Origin of the sequence: Ruegeria aquimaris, assembly GCF_025751555.1 — a bacterium.
Classification (GTDB): Bacteria; Pseudomonadota; Alphaproteobacteria; order Rhodobacterales; family Rhodobacteraceae; genus Ruegeria_B; species Ruegeria_B aquimaris.
The window spans coordinates 118666-137393 of record NZ_JAOWLB010000004.1; the positions used below are offsets into that span (position 1 = coordinate 118666).

At 62.2% G+C, this 18728-nt stretch carries 18 protein-coding genes; 4 read left to right on the top strand and 14 right to left on the bottom strand.

Going from position 1 to position 18728, the window contains the following annotated elements:
- Positions 1–22: 22 nt before the first annotated feature.
- The 13 genes from OE747_RS07785 to coxB all read right to left on the bottom strand — a co-directional run bounded on the left by OE747_RS07785 (position 23) and on the right by coxB (position 11777).
- Entirely contained in the window at positions 23–457 is a 435-nt protein-coding gene (locus OE747_RS07785; RefSeq protein ID WP_263828035.1) for a DsrE family protein, read from the bottom strand.
- Positions 458–633: 176 nt separating this feature from the next.
- Complete coding sequence (locus OE747_RS07790; protein ID WP_263828036.1) at positions 634–2049, bottom strand: FAD-binding oxidoreductase; 1416 nt, start codon at positions 2047–2049, stop codon at positions 634–636.
- Positions 2050–2088: 39 nt separating this feature from the next.
- On the bottom strand, positions 2089–2913 hold the full coding sequence (locus OE747_RS07795) for an MBL fold metallo-hydrolase (RefSeq protein ID WP_263828037.1): 825 nt from the start codon (positions 2911–2913) through the stop codon (positions 2089–2091).
- Positions 2914–2968: 55 nt separating this feature from the next.
- Complete coding sequence (locus OE747_RS07800; protein WP_263828038.1) at positions 2969–4135, bottom strand: acyl-CoA dehydrogenase family protein; 1167 nt, start codon at positions 4133–4135, stop codon at positions 2969–2971.
- Positions 4136–4238: 103 nt separating this feature from the next.
- Positions 4239–4823 carry a GNAT family N-acetyltransferase gene (locus tag OE747_RS07805; protein WP_263828039.1) on the bottom strand — a complete coding sequence of 195 codons (585 nt, stop codon included), beginning with the start codon at positions 4821–4823 and terminating at the stop codon, positions 4239–4241.
- On the bottom strand, positions 4823–6085 hold the full coding sequence (locus OE747_RS07810; RefSeq protein WP_263828040.1) for a M16 family metallopeptidase: 1263 nt from the start codon (positions 6083–6085) through the stop codon (positions 4823–4825). Before OE747_RS07810 ends, OE747_RS07805 begins: the two co-directional genes overlap by 1 nt.
- Positions 6082–7473 carry a threonine synthase gene (thrC, locus tag OE747_RS07815; RefSeq protein ID WP_263828041.1) on the bottom strand — a complete coding sequence of 464 codons (1392 nt, stop codon included), beginning with the start codon at positions 7471–7473 and terminating at the stop codon, positions 6082–6084. The genes OE747_RS07810 and thrC overlap by 4 nt, the downstream gene beginning before the upstream one ends.
- Positions 7474–7478: 5 nt before the next feature.
- Complete coding sequence (locus tag OE747_RS07820; protein WP_263828042.1) at positions 7479–8150, bottom strand: SURF1 family protein; 672 nt, start codon at positions 8148–8150, stop codon at positions 7479–7481.
- A gap of 170 nt (positions 8151–8320) precedes the next feature.
- Positions 8321–9136, bottom strand: coding sequence for a cytochrome c oxidase subunit 3 (locus OE747_RS07825; RefSeq protein WP_263828043.1), 816 nt, complete (start codon positions 9134–9136; stop codon positions 8321–8323).
- Positions 9137–9158: 22 nt separating this feature from the next.
- Positions 9159–9734, bottom strand: a complete 576-nt coding sequence (locus tag OE747_RS07830; protein WP_263828044.1) for a cytochrome c oxidase assembly protein — start codon at positions 9732–9734, stop codon at positions 9159–9161.
- Entirely contained in the window at positions 9734–9901 is a 168-nt protein-coding gene (locus OE747_RS07835) for a hypothetical protein (protein WP_263828045.1), read from the bottom strand. Before OE747_RS07835 ends, OE747_RS07830 begins: the two co-directional genes overlap by 1 nt.
- Positions 9901–10854: a heme o synthase gene (gene cyoE, locus OE747_RS07840; RefSeq protein ID WP_263828046.1), complete on the bottom strand. Its 954-nt coding sequence runs from the start codon at positions 10852–10854 to the stop codon at positions 9901–9903. Before cyoE ends, OE747_RS07835 begins: the two co-directional genes overlap by 1 nt.
- An 86-nt stretch (positions 10855–10940) precedes the next feature.
- A complete protein-coding gene (gene coxB / locus OE747_RS07845; RefSeq protein WP_263828047.1) occupies positions 10941–11777 on the bottom strand; it encodes a cytochrome c oxidase subunit II in 837 nt (278 codons plus the stop codon).
- A 177-nt stretch (positions 11778–11954) separates the two neighbouring features.
- On the opposite strand from coxB, the gene tldD reads away from it, so the two are divergent.
- The 3 genes from tldD (at position 11955) to topA (ending at position 17545) form a co-directional block, all read left to right on the top strand.
- Positions 11955–13376, top strand: a complete 1422-nt coding sequence (gene tldD / locus OE747_RS07850; RefSeq protein WP_263828254.1) for a metalloprotease TldD — start codon at positions 11955–11957, stop codon at positions 13374–13376.
- A 235-nt stretch (positions 13377–13611) separates the two neighbouring features.
- On the top strand, positions 13612–14760 hold the full coding sequence (dprA, locus tag OE747_RS07855) for a DNA-processing protein DprA (protein ID WP_263828048.1): 1149 nt from the start codon (positions 13612–13614) through the stop codon (positions 14758–14760).
- 163 nt (positions 14761–14923) lie between these two features.
- The gene (gene topA, locus OE747_RS07860; RefSeq protein ID WP_263828049.1) at positions 14924–17545 is read left to right on the top strand and encodes a type I DNA topoisomerase; all 2622 of its coding nucleotides are present in this window, start codon (positions 14924–14926) and stop codon (positions 17543–17545) included.
- Between the two features lie 20 nt (positions 17546–17565).
- On the opposite strand, the gene OE747_RS07865 is transcribed toward topA, so the two are convergent.
- Positions 17566–18147, bottom strand: a complete 582-nt coding sequence (locus tag OE747_RS07865; protein ID WP_263828050.1) for a TetR/AcrR family transcriptional regulator — start codon at positions 18145–18147, stop codon at positions 17566–17568.
- 176 nt (positions 18148–18323) lie between these two features.
- On the opposite strand from OE747_RS07865, the gene OE747_RS07870 reads away from it, so the two are divergent.
- A complete protein-coding gene (locus OE747_RS07870; RefSeq protein ID WP_263828051.1) occupies positions 18324–18638 on the top strand; it encodes a VOC family protein in 315 nt (104 codons plus the stop codon).
- Positions 18639–18728: the final 90 nt, after the last annotated feature.

Below are 18728 nucleotides of genomic sequence, written 5' to 3' on the forward strand. Positions count from 1 at the left end.
CGAACCGGCCCCGCTTTCCCGATCAAGGGCGCACGTAGGCATAGCCCTGTTCTTGCAGTTCGATGAGGCGCACAACGCCCGAAGGAACGACGGTCGCCTCTGCCATCAGCTCAATCTCGTGCCCAGCCTTCTTGCTCATCGCTGCCTTGGTGTTGCCGCAGGCTGCAAAAGACAGGTTCTCCATCTCCAAGCTCATGGCCGAGATACGGTCCGCGACCGGGCTCTTGCCCGGAATGTACATGTTGAGCCCCGGACCATAGGCCACGACCTCCACCATGACCGTATCGCCGATGCTTTCATAGTGCTTGGTGACATTCGCGACGTTGTTGAGCGCCATGTTCATGACCTGAGGATCATTCTCGTCCACATGAACAGCGACGTAATGCGTTTTGCCTTCGGCCCAGGCTCCGCTCGCCGTCGAAAGAGCCAGAGCAGCTGCCAGAAAAAGATATTTCATTTTCGTGTTCCTCCCTGAACACTATCATTGTCACGCAGTAGGAGGGATATGCATAGAAAAATCATATTTCTTGCATTCATTTATCTGTGACAGTTGGCTTTATGCGTAACAGTGAACGGGTTTTCCTGTAGCCCTGTCCGCGACTTGCTGTTGCGAGCAGAGGCACAAAACCCAGTCTAACCGCGCAGGACCGCTCCAGGGTTCATGATACCTACGGGATCGAGCGCTGTCTTGATCGCCCGCATTGCCGCCAGCTTCACCGGGTCTCCATAGCGGATCAGGTCATCGGCCTTCAGCCTGCCGATCCCGTGTTCGGCGCTGACCGATCCGTCCAACGCGTGAACGAGGTCGTGAACGGCGCGCTGGACCTGCCCGGCCACTGCCGCGAACTCGGTCCGGCTGTGCCCTTTGGGCGGGAAGACGTTGTAATGCAGGTTACCATCGCCAAGATGGCCGAATTTGTTGATCCGGAAAGGTCCGATTTCTGCAACAGCGGCGGCGGCCCGCTTGATGAAGTCCGGGATCGCCGAAAGCGGCAGAGACACATCGTGGCTCGAGACTGAGCCGATCAGCCGATTGGCCTCGGGCAGGTGTTCGCGAACAGTCCACAGCGCGTGGCGCTGCGCCTCACTTTGGGCGATTACTCCGTCGTCAGCGAGACCAGCGGAAAGCGCGGTCTCGAACAGATGCTCCAGCGCCTCGCTTGCCGCACGACCGCCCGAGAGACCCAGTTCGACCAGAACGCACCACTCCGGCAGTGTTTCAAAAGGCTGACGCACCTGAGGCAGAACTTCGGTCAGGAACTCAAGGCCCTGCCGGTGGATGAGTTCGAAAGCGCTGACCGCCTCGCCGACTTGGGCGCGCGCCAAAGACAGCAGCTCCAGCGCCGCCTTGGGCGACGCCACAGAGAGCATGGCCGTACCGATTGACCCCGGCACCGGCGATAGTTTGAGCGCAGCCGCCGTAATGATGCCCAGCGTCCCCTCGGCACCGATCAGCAGGTTGCGAAGATCATAGCCGGTATTGTCCTTTCTGAGCCGCGACAACCCGTGCCAAATCTGACCCGAAGGCAACACAGCCTCCAGTCCCAGGCACAGGTCACGGGTATTGCCGTAACGCAATACGTTCACCCCACCCGCGTTGGTCGACAGATTTCCACCGATGCGGCACGATCCTTCGGCGGCCAGCGACAGGGGAAACAAGCGGTCTGCTTTGGCCGCAGCCGCCTGGATATCGGCCAGGATGCATCCGGCCTCGGCGAGCAGTACGTTTTCTTCGGGATGGACGGCGCGGATGTGGTTCATCCTTTCCAGTGAAACGAGAAGAGGCGCGGGGCCATCTGGCATCACCTGCCCACCGACCAACCCGGTCCCACCGCCATAGGGTACCACCGGAACCCTCCATTGGCCCGCCGCACGCACAAGGGTTGCGACGTCATCCACCGTGCGCGGCAGCGCAAGCACACCCACCTGTCCCTGCCAGCGGCCACGCGGCTCGGTCAGATAGCGTGGCTCGACCGGGCGCAGGACGCCCTCGGGCAACAGCCCGCTCAGATGAGCGGCAAACGGGGCATCGGCGGCATTCAGCGTCATGACCCCACTGATGCCTCAGCGTCACTTCCCCGGCAAGCCCTATTCATCGGGGCGCAGGTAACGCGGTTCCAGCACGATTACCGTGGGACGATCCGGCAGGTTTCGCAGGCTGACCTCGATCGAGGAAACCCCATCGCGGCGAATGTCGAACTCGTTGCCAATCCCGGCCAGAAAGGCGTTCAGCGAATACCCCGAAAACCAGTGCATCGGGATCACGACCGAGGATTTCAGGCGTCTGAGCACCTGCATCATTTCCGGCAGTGACATGGTCGTGCCCCCGTCGACCGCAGCCATGACCACATCAAGCCGCCCCAGCGCCGCAAATTGCGCATCGTCGGGGACATGATGCAAATGACCAAGATGCCCAATGCAGAGCCCAGCCACCTCGAAGACAAAGATCGAGTTCCCGTTCGGCTCGATACCGCTGAAATCCGACCTGATATCGGTCGAAACATTGCGCACCAGCATCTCGCCCAGATCGAGATAGTGGTCGACCCCTTCGCCAAACGGCCCCCACCCTTCGAGGACATGGGGAATCGCCGGGTCGGGAAAGGCTGTCCAATGCGTCTCGTGCGCGTGGTTCATGGTCACGATGTCGGGGATCAACGGTGCGGTGCCGAGAAAACCGGTGAAATCCGTCACCGCTGTCAGCCCACCCTCGGTCTGAAGCAGGAAAGAGGCGTGGGCAATATAGCTGATCCGCACCGCGTATTGCGGCACCGGGGCCCGCCAGTTGGCCAGTTGCACATACTCCAAGCCCGGGGCGGCATCGGCTATAGCGATGCAATGGCTTGGACGGCGCTCTTGCGCGCTGATCGGGGTGGTGATCAGGGCAAGAAAGAGAATGACAAGCGAGCGCAGCATCGGTATCCCTCCTGTCCGCAAAGATAGCACGGCTTGACCCGACGTCGAACCTCGCTCAATTTCCCAACAAGTCGCGCGCGATGACTTCGCGTTGAATCTCGCTGGTGCCTTCGTAGATGCGCATGACGCGGGCATCGCGATACAGCCGCTCGATCTCGTACTCGCGGGAGTAGCCGTTGCCGCCATGCAGTTGCAGCATCTGATCGACGACCCGGCCGCAGGTTTCCGAGGCGACCAGTTTTGCCATCGACGCTTCGCCGCGAATCGGGATTCCGCTGTCCAGCAGGCGCGCGGCCCGGAGCATCAACAACCAGGCCTGATCCAGAGCACAGCGCATATCGGCCAGCACAAAACGGCTATTCTGAAAGGCCGCCACCGGTTGGCCGAACACCCGCCGTTCCTGCGCATAGGACAAACCCAGTTCAAACGCCCGTTCGGCGATGCCCAAGGATTGCGCGGCAATCGCGACCCGGCTGGGCGCCAAGGCGCCAAGAGCCACACGATATCCTTGCCCAACCGCTCCGACCACACTTGACGCGGGCACCCGGACGCCATCGAAATGCAGTTGGGCGGTGCCTGATGACCTGAGGCCCATCTTGTCCTCGACCCGGCCCACGGTGAAACCGGGCGCACCGGCCTCGACAATGAAACATGTGACCGCCCCCTCGCCCGCCTCGGGGGTCTTGGCGAATATCACAAAGACGTCGGCCCGGGCAGCACCGGTGATCCACTGTTTCGTGCCGTCGATGATCCAACTGTCGCCTTGCAAGCGCGCCGTGGTGCGGATTGCTGCGGCGTCCGACCCGGCCCCCGGTTCTGTCAGACCAAAGGACAGCGCCCCCCGTTCGCCGCGCGCCACGGGCCGCAGAAACCGGTCGCGTTGATCCTCGGTGGCGTGCGCGGCAAGGATGGCCGCCGAAAGGTTCGACGCCACCATGATCACCGCAACCGATGCGTCCGCCCGGGCGATCGCCTCGACTGCAAGCGCATAGGCGAGATTGTCGGCCCCGGGCCCGTCGTCCTCGGCAGAGGTCTTCATTGCCATCCCACCCAGCCCGGCCAGTTCCGACACCAGCGCCGTTGGAAAGGTCCCGTTGCGGTCTCGGTCCGCAGCACCCGGCGCCAACCGTTCGTCGGCAAATCGCGCCATTGTTTCGCGTATCGCGCGCTGCTCGTCGCTGAAATGGAACCCCAGCCGTTCGATATCCGGAAACTTCCCCATACCTTTGCCTTCCCCATGCTTGTTCTGGGGCAGCTTCGGCACCGGGAGTGCGTCGGGTCAAATTCTATGATTGTGACGCTGCGTTATTGGACGCCGCGTGCCCTCAACCCGCGTCAGTGCGCCCCCGCCTGTCCGAGCGCAAGGCGGCATAGAGAACGTGGGTTCGCCAGCGTCCATTGATCTGAAGGTAGGATTGCGCGACCCCTTCGTATTTGAAACCCGAGCTTTCCAGGAGCCCGCGCGATGGCAGATTCTCGGGCAGGCAAGCCGCCTCGATCCGGCTGAGGTCAAGCTGAGTAAATGCGTGATGCACAACCGCTCCGATGGCCTCGCGCATATATCCCTGACGAGCATAGGCCTGTCCGGTCCAATATCCAAGCGTCCCGGCCTGAGCCGGGCCGCGACGGATGTTGTCGAGTGTGATCGCCCCGACCAGAACGTCATCCTCGCGCCGGAACAGGAACAGGGGAACCGCCGTATCACCCGATACCGATCGCTGTGCCCAGTAGACCCGGTTGGTGAAACTCTTGCGGCTGAGGTGGTCTGTGGCCCATGCCGGTTCCCACGGGGTCAGGTATCCCATGGACGCCCGCCGCAACGCCGCCCAATCGCGAAAATCGGAATGGACGGGCGGGCGCAGACTCAGCCGCTCGGTCTCGAGTTTCAGCTTGCGCCTGCCCAACAGCATCACGCCGCGCGCCTCTCCTGCAATTCGGCGAGACCGGGCGCTCCGGTCACCGGGCCATAAAGCGCCAGCGCAGCCGGGGCGGACACCGCCATATTCTCGGCAAAGGCACGAACATCCGCCGTCGTGACCGCGTCGATCCGGGCAACCGTTTCCTCCAGCGAAGGCACGGTGCCCCAGATCTGCACCAGCCGCGCCAGCCGTTCAGCCCTGTTCGACGGGCTTTCCAGGCCCATCAGCATCCCGGCCTTCATCTGCGCGCGGGCGCGCGCCACCTCGGCCTCGGACATGTCCTCGGCGGCACGCTTCATCTCGTCGATGGTGATCGTCGCCAGTTCGCCCAATTGCTCGGCACTGGTGCCCGCATAGATGGTCGTGGTGCCGGTGTCGGCATAGGCGCCAGTCTGGGCAAAGATGGTGTAGCAGAGGCCCCGCACTTCGCGCACTTCCTGGAACAGCCGCGAAGACATGCCACCACCCAGGGCAGACGAATAGATCTGTGCGGTATAGATAGAATCGTCACGATACCCCGGCCCTTCGAAGGCCAGAGCGAAATGCGCCTGTTCCAGCGCCTTATCGTGTCGCGCCTCACCGCCGGTAAACCGGGCAGGAGCGGGAATGAGACCCTTGCACGGCCTGAGATGACCGAACATCTCGGTCGCCAGCCGCACCAGCTTGTCGTGATCGACCGCCCCTGCGGCAGACAGAATCATCTGCTCGGGACCGTAGTGCTCGGACACAAAGGCAGACAGATCTTCGCGAGAGAACGCCCGCACACGTTCCACCGGCCCGAGAATGGTCCGGCCAAGCGGCTGATCGCGATAGCTTTCTTCCTGGAGCCAATCAAAGATGACGTCATCGGGCGTATCATGCGCCTGTCCGATCTCTTGCAGGATCACTCCGCGTTCGACCTCGATCTCGCGCGGGTCGAACACCGGGTTCAGGACGATGTCGCCGATCACGTCCAGACCCAGCGCAACATCGTCTTTCAGGACCCGTGCATAATAGGCGGTCACCTCGCGCGAGGTATAGGCGTTGATATAGCCGCCCACATCCTCGATCGCTTCGGCAATCTCAAGCGCGCTACGGCGCTTGGTGCCTTTGAACGCCATGTGTTCAAGGAAATGCGCGATACCGTTCTGTTCGATCCGCTCGTGGCGGCCACCGGCGGTTACCCAGATGCCGATGGCCGCCGATTGCAGGCCCGGCATATGTTCGCTGACGATCCGGAAACCGTTGGCCAGTTGGTCTTGTCTTACAGTCACTCGGCGATATGCCCTCTGATATGATCCTGGATGGCCGCCAGATCGTTGGCGATGCGGGTCAGCCGTTCCGGACGTTCATACAGATCGGACATGCGCGGGGGAAGAGGCGGAAACACTCCGCTAGCCTGTTCCACCGCAGCCGGGAATTTCGCCGGATGCGCGGTGGCAAGCGTGATCATCGGCGTGCGGTCACCCACACGAGCCTCTTCGGCGACCTTCACACCCACAGCCGAATGCGGACAGAGCAATTCACCGCTGGTCACGAGCGTTGCCTTGATCGTTGCCAGCGTTTCCTCTTCCGACGCGCGGCCAGAGGTGTAGACCTCGCGCAAGCTTTCCATCGCACCCTGGCTGACGTCGAAACCACCGGACTTCAATTCGGCCATCAGCTGCGATACCGCCGCGCCATCTTCGTCATAGGCGTAGTAGAGGGCACGCTCGAAGTTGGACGAGACCTGAATATCCATCGACGGGCTGACCGACGGAATCGTCTGGCCCTTGAAATAACCCTGCCCGGACAGGCAGCGATGCAGGATATCGTTCTGGTTGGTGGCCACGACCAGCCGGTCGATGGGCAGACCCATGCGCTTGGCGATATAGCCCGCAAAAATGTCGCCGAAATTGCCGGTCGGCACGGTAAAGCTGACCTTTCGGTGCGGCGCACCAAGGCTGGTGGCGGCGGAAAAGTAGTAGACGACCTGGGCTAGGACCCGCGCGAAGTTGATCGAGTTCACCCCGGCCAGCCGGACACCGTCGCGGAAGGCAAAGTCGTTGAACATGTCCTTGACCCGCGCCTGACAGTCGTCGAAATCGCCATCCAGTGCCAGCGCGTGCACATTGCCATCCGCTGGTGTGGTCATCTGGCGGCGCTGCACCTCGCTGACCCGGCCATGCGGGAAGAGGATGAAGACATTAACCGCGTCGAGCCCACGGAACGCCTCGATCGCGGCGGAGCCGGTATCACCCGAGGTGGCGCCGACGATGGTCACCGTCTCGCCCCGCCGTTTCAGGGCCAGTTGGAACAATTGCCCGATCAGCTGCATGGCAAAGTCCTTGAAGGCCAAGGTTGGGCCGTGGAACAGCTCGAGCAGGAAATGGTTCTCGTTCAGTTGCTTCAGCGGTGCCCGGGCAGCATGACCGAACCCGGCATAAGCGCGCGCGATTGCGCCCTTGAACTCGTCTTCGGAAAACGAACCGCTAACGAAGGGCCACATCACGCGAAACGCGATCTCTTCGTAGGGCAACCCGGCAAGGGCAGCGATCGCGTCTTGGGTCAGGGTCGGTATCTCGGCCGGCAGATACAGGCCGCCATCACGCGCGAGACCGGTCAACATCGCCTCTTCAAAGGTCAGTTCGGGTGCCTGGCCCCGGGTTGAGACATACTTCATGGATATCAGCCTTTTGTGCGGGCGCGGCTGCGCCACAGGAACAGCAAGGTCATCGCGACCCAAACGAGGGCCAGTCCAAACCAGGTGATTGCGTATTGCAGGTGGTCGTTCGGAATCCCGGCGGAATCGACCGGCAGCGGCGTGACGCCCGGGTCGGTCCGGCTTCGGGCGATCACCAGAACCGGTTCGGTTCCCAGCTCCGCCGCCATCGCCGGGACATCCCGCGCGAACCAGATATTGGAATTGCGATCCGGTTCGGGAGTATACCCGTCAATCTCATCCGGCCAGTGCAGGTTGCCGAAAACCTCCAACGGCCCGGGCGCGCGTGCGGCCTGTTTTGCCGCGGTCGAGACAAAGCCGCGGTCGACCAGAATCCGACGACCCGAGTCGGTGAGGAATGGCGCAATGATCCTGTACCCGGGCCCTACCATCTTTACCGACACCAGAACATGCAACTCTTGTGTGTCGAACACACCGGTAATCGCCACAGGCAGATACTTGTCTTGGTCCGGGTCAGGAAGCGCCGGAAGCGACACCGTCGCCCCCGCGATGCGGTTGTCGATCTCGGCGAGCAGCCCCTCTTTCCAGGCCAGCCTGCGCATCTGCCATGTCCCCAGGGACAGGAGGATGGCAAGGCCCGCAATCCCGAAAATCAACAAAAACAAAACCCGGCGCATTGTGGCTCCGTCAGGAAGGTGTTCGGCCCGGCGCGGGCCGGTGCCTTGTTATGTTGGGAAAGCCCGACAATGCAACCGGGCAATTGTATCGGGTGCAATAGTTCGTATCGCGAGAAAAAGGAAAGCCGCCTTGGCGGCGGCTTTCCGGGATATCGCGTTGAACTTTGCGCTCAGAGCAGCGGCCACTGGCCCCAGATGTAGACCGCAAAGAACAGGAACAGCCAGACCACATCAACGAAGTGCCAGTACCAGGCGGCGGCTTCGAAGCCGATGTGCTTCTCGGGTGTGAAGTCGCCCTTGAGCGCGCGCAGCAGACAGATGGTCAGGAAAATGGTTCCGATGATCACATGGGCACCGTGGAAACCCGTTGCCATGAAGAAGTTCGAGTAGAACTGGTCGCCGCCAAATGTCCAGTCTTCGTGCAGAAGCAGTTCGGCATATTCATAGGCTTGCAAGAAGGTGAACAGAACGCCAAAGACGATGCCGATGGACAGCCCCTGGATCAGCGCCTTGCGGTCGTTGTTATGCACCAGCGCGTGGTGCGCCCAGGTCACGGCGCAGCCCGACAGGAGCAGAACCAGCGTATTGATCAGCGGCAGGTGGAACGGATCGACCGCATGAATGCTCGGCGCCACATACTCGGTGCCGATATAGTCCTGCATCGGATACATGCGGTGTTTGAAGAACGACCAGAACCAGGCGAAGAAGAACATCACTTCGGACATGATGAACAGGATCACGCCGTAGCGCAGACCAAGGCGGACAACCGGTGTATGATCGCCCTGACGGCTTTCAACGACAACTTCGGACCACCAGGCGAACATGACGTAGAGCACAGCCACCAGACCAGCCCAGAACAGCCAGGCGGTGATGCCATGCATCCAGAGCACAGCCCCGAACAGCATGACGAAACCGCCAATCGCGCCGATCAGCGGCCAGATCGACGGGGCCAGAATATGATAATCGTGGTTCTTAGCGTGTGCCATCAGTGTCCCTCACCTTGCGGCGTTAGTTCGTATTGGTTTCCGCCTGCTTGTCGAGGGCGGCATAGCCCTCGGGCAGGTCGATTTCGTAGAATGTATACGACAGCGTGATCGTATGCACATATTTCGCGTCCCGATCATTTACGATCTCGGGATCGACAAAGAAGCTGACGGGCATCTGTACCCGTTCGCCCGGTTGCAGCACCTGCTCTTCGAAGCAGAAACAGGCGATCTTGTCGAAATAACCGCCTGCCGAATAAGGCGCGACGTTATACGATGCCTGCCCTGCCACCGGCCGGTCCGTCGGATTGTAGGCCTCGTAAAAGGCCAGTCCGGTCTCGCCGATGCGCAGTTCCATCTCGGTCTGCACTGGACGGAACTCCCACGGCATGCCGCGCTCTTTCGAGGCGTCAAAACGGACCTTGATGGTCTTGTCCAGGATGGTGTCAGACCCGGTTTCGGCCACGCCGGTGGCGCCGCCAAAACCTGTGACCCGGCAGAACCAGTCGTAGAACGGGACCGATGCCCAGGACAGCGCGCCCATCACGAGCACAACCGATACCAGCTGCACAACTGTTTTCCGAGGTCCGTTCAACGCCATCAGTTCTGCGCCTCCACATTGCCGCGCGGCGGTTCGAAGTCCCCGCGGGTCACTTTGACCACGGTCAGACCGAAGATGATCACGATGAACCCGGCCAGGGTCAGCGCCACACCCAGATTCCGGCCAAAGCGTCGATGATGCAGTTCATGGGTCGGACGCAGGCTCATTACCAGCCTCCCAGCCCGTAAGGCTTGAGCAGGGCTTCGACCAAAATCGCACCGAAGTGCAGGAAGAGATACAAGAGCGACAGTTTGAAGAAACTGCGCTCGACCCGGAAATTATCGACCTCGGAGTCGTTTTCGTCACGACGCCAGATCCGCACTGAGCCCATCAGAAAGAGCGCGTTCAAGAGCAGTGCAACAGTCAGGTAGACCGGGCCGCCGATATCCGAGAAAGCGGTACCCAAAGCGAGCAGCGCAAGCAGGATCGTGTAGACGAGAATATGCACCCTCGTGGCGCGGCGACCGTGGGTCACGGTCAGCATCGGCACGCCTGCATCGTCGTAGTCCGAGCGCATGAACAGCGCCAGCGCCCAGAAATGCGGCGGGGTCCACATGAAGGTCAGCGCGAACATCAGCCAGGGTTCGACCGACATGTCGCCGGTCGCCGCGATCCAGCCGATCACCGGCGGGAACGCTCCGGCGGCACCGCCGATGACGATGTTCTGCGGTGTCGTCCGCTTAAGCCACATGGTGTAGACGACCACGTAGAAGAAGATGGTGAAGGCCAGAAAGGCCCCGGCATAGACATTTGTGGCCAGCGCCAGCATCATCACCGACATGCCGGAAAGCGCCAGGCCCAGCGCCAGCGCTTCGCCTGGCTCGACCTTGCCCGCCGGAATCGGACGCTTCTTGGTGCGCTTCATGACGCGATCGATATCCGCATCCCACCACATGTTCAGCGCGCCCGACGCGCCGCCACCGATCGCGATAAAGAGGATCGCGCAAAACGCAATGAAAGGGTGCACGGGAATCGGCGCGGCCAGAAGCCCGACCAATGCGGTGAACACGACAAGCGACATCACGCGCGGCTTCAGCAGCGCGAAATAATCGCCAAAGCCAGCCTCGTCTTGGCGGTTCGCGATCCGGGAAGTGCTGGCGTTGATGCTTGCGTCGCTCATGCGCTCGTCTCTTGGGGCGAAAGCTGCGCGGTGGTCGCGCAGCTCTTAATCAGTGGTGTTTCGGCGATCGTAACGCCGGGTGCGGATCAGTTGGAAGCAACCTGGATAGACCGCGGAACACCCGCATACTCTTCCTTGGCGCCTTCCAGCCACTTGGCATATTCCGCTTCGCTCACAACCTTGACCGTGATCGGCATATAGGCGTGATCCTTGCCGCAAAGTTCGGAGCACTGGCCGAAATACACGCCCTCTTTCTCGGCAGCGAACCACAACTGGGCAAGGCGACCGGGAACGGCATCCTGCTTCACGCCAAAGGCCGGGATGGTCCAGGCGTGGATGACATCGGCGCCGGTCACGCTCATGACCACGACCTTACCCACGGGCACGACAACGGCGGTGTCGGTGGCAAGCAGGTACTCGTCTTCGGAATAGCCGTGCTCGGCCAGGGCATCTTTTTCAAGCTTGAAGCTTTCAAAGCCAAAACCTTCGTCAGTGTACTCGTAGCCCCAGTACCACTGATAGCCGGTCACCTTGATGTGGATATCAGCGTTGGGAATTTCCTGATTCTTGAACAGAACCGGAAGCGAGAATGCACCAATGAACACAAGAATCAGAATCGGCCCCACGGTCCACAGGATCTCGACCGGAGTATAGTGCGAAAACTTGGCGGGGGTCGGGTTTGCGCGGCTGTTGAAGCGTACGATGCACCAGACCAAGAGGCCAGCGACGAGGATACAGATCGCCGTAATGATGACCAGCACCATGTGATCGAGCGACTGCAACTCGCGGGCCAATTCAGTGGCGGCCGGCTGGAAACCCATGGCTGCGTCTACCGGTTTCCCGATCGATTCAAGTTCCTGCGCCATTGCCGGAAGGCCGGTAAACGTGGCGAGAAGCGCTGAAAGCGTCAAAGCGTTCTTCATGTTCTGTCCTGATCGTTTGATCTTTGCGTCCCTTACGGACGAATAATGAATCGAGATCCACTCCGCCCGTTGTCTTTGGTCGCGTTAAAAATCATATTCCGGGAGGCAGATAAAGCAAAATGCTTGCGTCAAACAGACGCTATTTTTGATCTGGATCAAATGACAAGGACGCAAACCATGGCGCAGGACCGTTTTCGCCCCTTTGAAACCGCGCTTCCGCTGGACCAGGCTCAGACGATCCTGCGTCAGGCGACGGACGGCGCCGAGGACGGCGAAATCTATGTCGAGCGGCGCAAATCAGAGGCCCTGAGCTTTGATGACGGGCGCCTTCGCTCGGCGTCTTATGACGCGTCCGAAGGATTCGGCCTGCGCGCCGTTTGCGGCGAGGTGGCGGGCTACGCACATTCGACCGAAGTCTCGATCCCCGCGCTGCGCCGCGCATCCGAAACCGCGCGGCTGGCGGTTCAAGAAGGCGGTGGCACCCTCGCCGAGGCCCCGAAACCGACCAACAGACGTCTATACGCCGAAGACGATCCTATTGAGTCGGCCTCTTTCCCGGTAAAGATCGAGACCTTGAGAGAGATCGACGCGTTCACCCGCGACCTTGACCCAAGGGTGGTGCAAGTCTCGGCGTCGATTGCGGCCAGCCTTCAGGAAATCGAGATTCTGCGCCCCGACGGCGTGCATGTCAGGGATGTGCGACCGATGACGCGTGTGAACGTATCCGTGATCGTCGAACGCAGCGGCCGCCGGGAAAGCGGCAGCGCCGGTGGTGGAGGTCGTGTCGGGCTCGATGGCCTGGTCGACCCGGCCTATTGGCAGGCCCAGGCGCGGGAGGCGCTGAGAATCGCGCTGATCAACCTGGATGCCGAACCCGCGCCTGCGGGCGTCATGGAGGTTGCCCTTGGGCCGGGTTGGCCCGGGATCCTGCTGCACGAGGCAATCGGCCATGGGTTGGAGGGCGATTTCAACCGCAAGGGAAGCTCGGCCTTTGCCGGGCTGATGGGTCAGCAGGTGGCCGCACGCGGGGTTACCGTGGTCGATGACGGCACCCTGCCCGACCGCCGCGGCTCGATAACCATTGATGACGAGGGCACGCCCTCGCGTCGCACCGTACTGATCGAGGACGGAAAACTGACAGGCTATATGCAGGACAGGCAGAACGCCCGTCTGATGGGGGTCGAACCCACCGGCAACGGGCGACGTCAGAGCTATGCTCACAAGCCGATGCCACGCATGACCAATACTGTTATGCTGGGCGGCGAGGCCGACCCCGCCGATCTGGTGGCCGAGATCAAGGACGGTATCTGGGCGGTGGGATTCGGCGGCGGTCAGGTCGACATCACCAATGGCAAGTTCGTATTCTCGTGCACCGAGGCCTACCGGGTGCGCAACGGCCGTATCGGTGCCCCGGTCAAAGGAGCCACCTTGATCGGCGACGGTCCTTCGGCGCTGATGCGCATCCGGGGGTTGGGCAATGACATGGCGCTCGACCCGGGCATGGGCACCTGCGGCAAGGAAGGCCAATGGGTGCCGGTGGGTGTGGGACAGCCCACGGTGCTGATGGACGGGCTGACGGTTGGAGGGTCGACAACCTGAGGCCAGACGGCCCGAAAACCGGCGGTAAGGTAAACGACTTTGTCGCCGAAGCGCGCGCCATGGTCGGCACCGGGCAAGAACATGCAAAGAAGATGTCAAATTTAGTTCATTGCTTTCAATTAGTTAGCCGCAGTAGCGCGTAATGGTCAAAAAAACTGCGCCGAATTTAGTTTGATTCACCGCCTGTTAACGGGCCGGGCTGTAAACCTGTTTCTGCAAACAGGCGGAGCGACGGATGACCGAGGAACAGTTTTCTTCCTATCACCCCCCACTCCCACCCACCACGGAAGAGGACCGGTTTTCCTGGCTCCGCCTTTTGCGCTCGCGCAGAGTTGGCCCGACAACGTTTCGCCGACTGATGCACGAGCATGGCACGGCGCAGAACGCGCTGGCCGCGTTGCCTGAAGTGGCACGTGCCGCCGGGGTCGAGGGCTATGAAATATGCCCGCCCGGTGTTGTCGAAGCAGAGCTCAAGGCCGCAAAAGCCGCGCGAGCGCGGCTTTTGTGCCTGGGTGATGACGACTACCCCCTTCACCTGGCCGAGTTGTCGGATGCGCCGCCGATCCTGTGGCTGATTGGCGACCCGGCCCTGTTGCGGCGCCCGATGATCGCAATGGTGGGCGCGCGAAATGCCTCGTCGCTGGGCACCCGCATGGCGCGAGCCTTGGCGCAGGATCTTGGTGCGGCGGGTTATGTCGTGGTCTCGGGCCTGGCGCGCGGTATTGATACCGCCGCGCATCTGGCCGCACTGCCCAACGGCACCATCGCGGTCATGGCCGGTGGCGTCGACACGATTTATCCCGCCGAAAACACCCATCTGGCGGGCGATATCGCAAGACAGGGGTTGCGGCTATCGGAACAACCGATGCGCCTGGCGCCGCAGGCCCGCCATTTCCCGCGCCGCAACCGTATCATCTCGGGCCTGGCCCAGGCCGTTGTGGTCGTCGAGGCGGCCGCCAAGTCCGGCAGCCTGATCACGGCGCGCGATGCGCTGGATCAGGGCCGCGAGGTGCTGGCTGTACCCGGTCACCCCTTCGACGCCCGCGCCGCCGGCTGCAACATGCTGATCCGCGACGGCGCCCATCTGGTGCGCAATGCCGAAGATGTGATCGCCGCCCTTCCCGCCCTGACAGCGCCGGAACCGCAGCCCGACCTGTGCGACCTGATGCAACAGCCGGCGCCGCCACCCAAACGCAGCCTGCGCGAGACCGCGGCGCTGCACAGCCAGATCCTGGACCGGCTCGGCCCCTCGCCGGTGGCCGAGGATCAGTTGATCCGCGATCTGGCCGCCAGCCCGGGTGAGGTCGCCCCGGTGCTGGTCGATCTGGAATTGGAAGGCCGCATCAACCGTCAGGCCGGCGGGCTGCTGTCGCGCGTCAACTGAGCCCTCCCGACACATGCCAAGGGCCCCGACGGACCGGTCCCATCTGCCTCTGACACTTGGAACAACTGCGCCCAAACAGCACCGATTGACAATCGGGGCTTGCACCCCACATGTTGCCCCGCCATAGAACGCGCCGTGTCCGATGAAAGAGGTTGTCACTTAAATGCCTGTTGTTGTTGTAGAATCCCCTGCCAAAGCGAAAACGATCAACAAATACCTCGGCTCGGACTACACGGTTCTGGCATCTTATGGACATGTGCGCGACCTGCCTGCAAAGGACGGATCGGTTGATCCCGAGCATGATTTTGACATGACCTGGGAGGTCGCCGCCGACAGCCGCAAGCATGTCAAGGCGATTGCCGACGCGCTTGCCAAGGATAACGAACTGATCCTCGCCACCGACCCTGATCGCGAGGGCGAGGCGATCAGCTGGCACCTGCAGGAGGCTCTGACCAAGCGCCGTTCGATCAAGAAGGGCACCGCCGTCAGTCGCGTCACCTTCAACGCCATCACCAAGGACGCGGTGACCAAGGCGATGCAGAATCCCCGCCAGGTCGACATGCCGCTGGTCGAGGCCTATCTGGCCCGCCGCGCGCTGGACTACCTTGTGGGCTTCAACCTGTCCCCGGTGCTGTGGCGCAAGCTGCCCGGAGCGCGCAGCGCGGGCCGGGTGCAATCGGTCTGCCTGCGCCTGATCGTCGAGCGCGAGATGGAGATCGAGGCCTTCAAGCCGGTGGAATACTGGTCGGTCAAGGCGCTGTTGGAAACGCCCCGTGGCCAGGTCTACGAGGCGCGGTTGGTCACGCTGGCGGGCAACAAGCTCGACAAGATGGACCTGTCCAACGCCACCCAGGCCGAACTGGCGGTGCAGGCGATCACCAGCCGCGCGCTGAGCATCCAGTCGGTCGAGGCGAAACCGGCGGCGCGCAACCCTTCAGCGCCCTTCATGACATCGACCCTGCAACAAGAGGCCAGCCGCAAGTTCGGCATGGGCGCGCGCCACTGCATGAGCGCGGCGCAGCGCCTCTATGAGGCGGGGCACATCACCTATATGCGGACCGACGGCATCGACATGGCGCCCGAGGCGGTCATGGCCACCCGCGACGCCATTGCCGACCGGTTCGGGGCCGAATACGTGCCCGACAACCCGCGCATGTACAAGAACAAGGCCAAGAACGCACAAGAGGCACATGAATGCATCCGCCCCACCGACATGCGCAAGGATACAGCCGCGCTGAAGCTGAAAGACGAGGATCAGCGCCGTCTTTATGACCTGATCTGGAAACGCACCATCGCGTGTCAGATGGCCGCCGCCCGGCTGGAGCGGACCACGGTCGAGATCGGCAGCGCCGATGGCCAGGTCGGCCTGCGCGCCACCGGCCAGGTGGTGTTGTTCGACGGGTTCCTGCGCGTCTACGAAGAGGGGCGCGACGATGTCGAGAACGACGAGGACAAGCGCCTGCCGCAGATCTCGATGGGGGAAAAGGCCGTCTTTGCCAAGACCTCGCTGGCCGATCAGTTCGCCAAGGCAACGGGGGATACCCCGCTGACCGAGGGTGCCAAGATCGCCAAAGAGGCGATTCTGTCCGAGAACGAGGCCGTGCTGGCGCTGCAACACCACACCCAGCCGCCGCCGCGCTATACCGAGGCGACGCTGGTCAAGCGGATGGAAGAGCTGGGGATCGGGCGCCCCTCGACCTATGCCTCGGTCATCACCACGATTCAGGACCGCGAATATGTCCGCAAGGACAAGAACCGCCTGATCCCCGAGGAAAAGGGGCGGATCGTCACCATCTTCCTGCTGAACTTCTTCCGCCAGTATGTGGGTTACGAGTTCACCGCCAATCTGGAAGAGCAGTTGGACGATGTCAGCGCGGGCTCACGCGATTACAAGGATCTGCTGGGCCGGTTCTGGCGCGATTTCTCGGCGGCGATCAGCGAAACATCCGAGCTGCGCATTTCCGAAGTGCTCGACAAGCTGGACGAGGCATTGGCGCCTCAGCTCTATCCGCCGCGCGAGGATGGCTCCGACCCGCGGATCTGCCCCAAATGCGGCACCGGCCAGCTGCATCTGAAAACCTCGCGCACCGGCGGATTCGTCGGCTGCGGCAACTATCCCGAATGCCGCTATACCCGCCCGATCAGCGGCGATGCGGACGACAGCGCCGAGCGGCTCCTGGGCGAGGATGGCGGCGACGAGATCTGGCTCAAGGCGGGCCGGTTCGGGCCCTATGTCCAGCGCGGCGAGGTTAGCGAAGAGAACAAGAAGCCGCCGCGCGCCAGCCTGCCCCGTGGCTGGTCGACCGATGACATTGACCTCGAAAGAGCGCTGCTGCTGCTGAATCTCCCGCGCGAGGTCGGCGCCCATCCCGAAGATGGCGTCATGATCGAAGCGGGGATCGGGCGGTTCGGCCCCTTTGTGAAACATGGGACGCTCTATGCCAACCTCAAGGAGGTCGACGAGGTCTTTACCATCGGCATGAACCGGGCGGTCGAAGTCCTGGCACAAAAGGCCGCAGGCCGCGCCGGGCGTGGCGCCGCGGCGGCCCCGCTCAAGGAGTTGGGCGAACATCCGGAACTGGGCGGTGCGGTCAACGTTCTGAACGGGCGCTACGGGCCTTATGTCAAGTGGGAGAAGGTCAACGCGACCCTTCCCAAGGACGTGGAACCAGCCAACGTGACGATGGAGATGGCCGTCGCGTTGATCGCCGAGAAGTCGACCAAGAAGGGCACCAAGAAGAAAGCCGCCCCTCGCAAGAAGACCACCAAGAAGACCGAGGATTAAGCCAGCTTAGGCGGCGGGGATTACCGCCGCCCCAGCCCCGCGACCAGCCGCTCCATCGCCCGTTCAAATGGCGCCGCTTTTGACCCCTGCGCAATCGAGAGGGCGGCGCGGTCAAAGGCGGCGGAAAGCACTTCGGCCAACGCCCGCATCTCATCCTCGTCGACACCGCCAACCACCAGATCGAGCCCCGCGCGCAGCGAGGCGCGCCCGCCGCCGGCGTCGATTCGGCTCATTTCCTCGGGTCCCAACACCGCCGGTCCGTCGATCAGCAACAGCCGCGCCCGGCCCGGCTCGGACATGGCCCGAAAAAACGCGGCACTGCCTGCGGCCATTGCCTCTGCCCCGGCGTCGACGGCCTCGGCGTCGATCCGGCGCGCCAGCGCCTCGGCCTCGGCCTCGACCACCGCGCGAAACAGATCGGCCTTGTCGGTGAAGTGGTGGTAAAGCGCGCCGCGCGTCACCTCGGCAGCACGCACGATCTCGGGAGTCGAGGTCTCGGCATATCCCTTGTCCACGAACAGCGCCCGCGCGGCGGCGATCAGACGTGCCCGCATCGCGGCGCGGCGGTCGGCATTGGGGACGGGGGTGTTTTTCTCTTGCATACATACAGCCTGTATGTTTAATTCCAATCAACATACAGACTGTATGCATGTTGAGGGGAAAGGCAATATGAAAACGACCAGTATTACCCCGTGATCCAGACCGGCGACGTGCAGGCACCGCCGATTTCTATCGCAGCGATTTCGGGTTCAACACCGCGTTCGCGGCCGATTGGTACGTGCATCTTCAATCCAGCGCCGACCCCTCGGTCAATCTGGCCATTCTGGACGGGCAGCATGAAACCATCCCCGCCCAAGCCCGCGGCCCCGTGCGCGGGGTGATCCTGAAATTCGAGGTGGCCGACGCGGCGGCGGAATATGACCGGCTGTCGGCGGCGGGCCTGCCGATGCTGAAACCGCTCAAGGACGAAGCGTTCGGGCAACGTCATTTCATCACCACCGACCCCAATGGCGTCTTGATCGACGTTATCACCCCGATCCCGCCCAGCGCCGAGTTTGCTGCACAATACATTGCCGAGGCCCTGCCTCAGTAACATTGTCGGGTGGGGCAACCCGCCCGGCCCCGCCGCCATTCCGTAGAAATACCATCCCCCGAACCTGTCATTGACTCCGCGATGACGCAG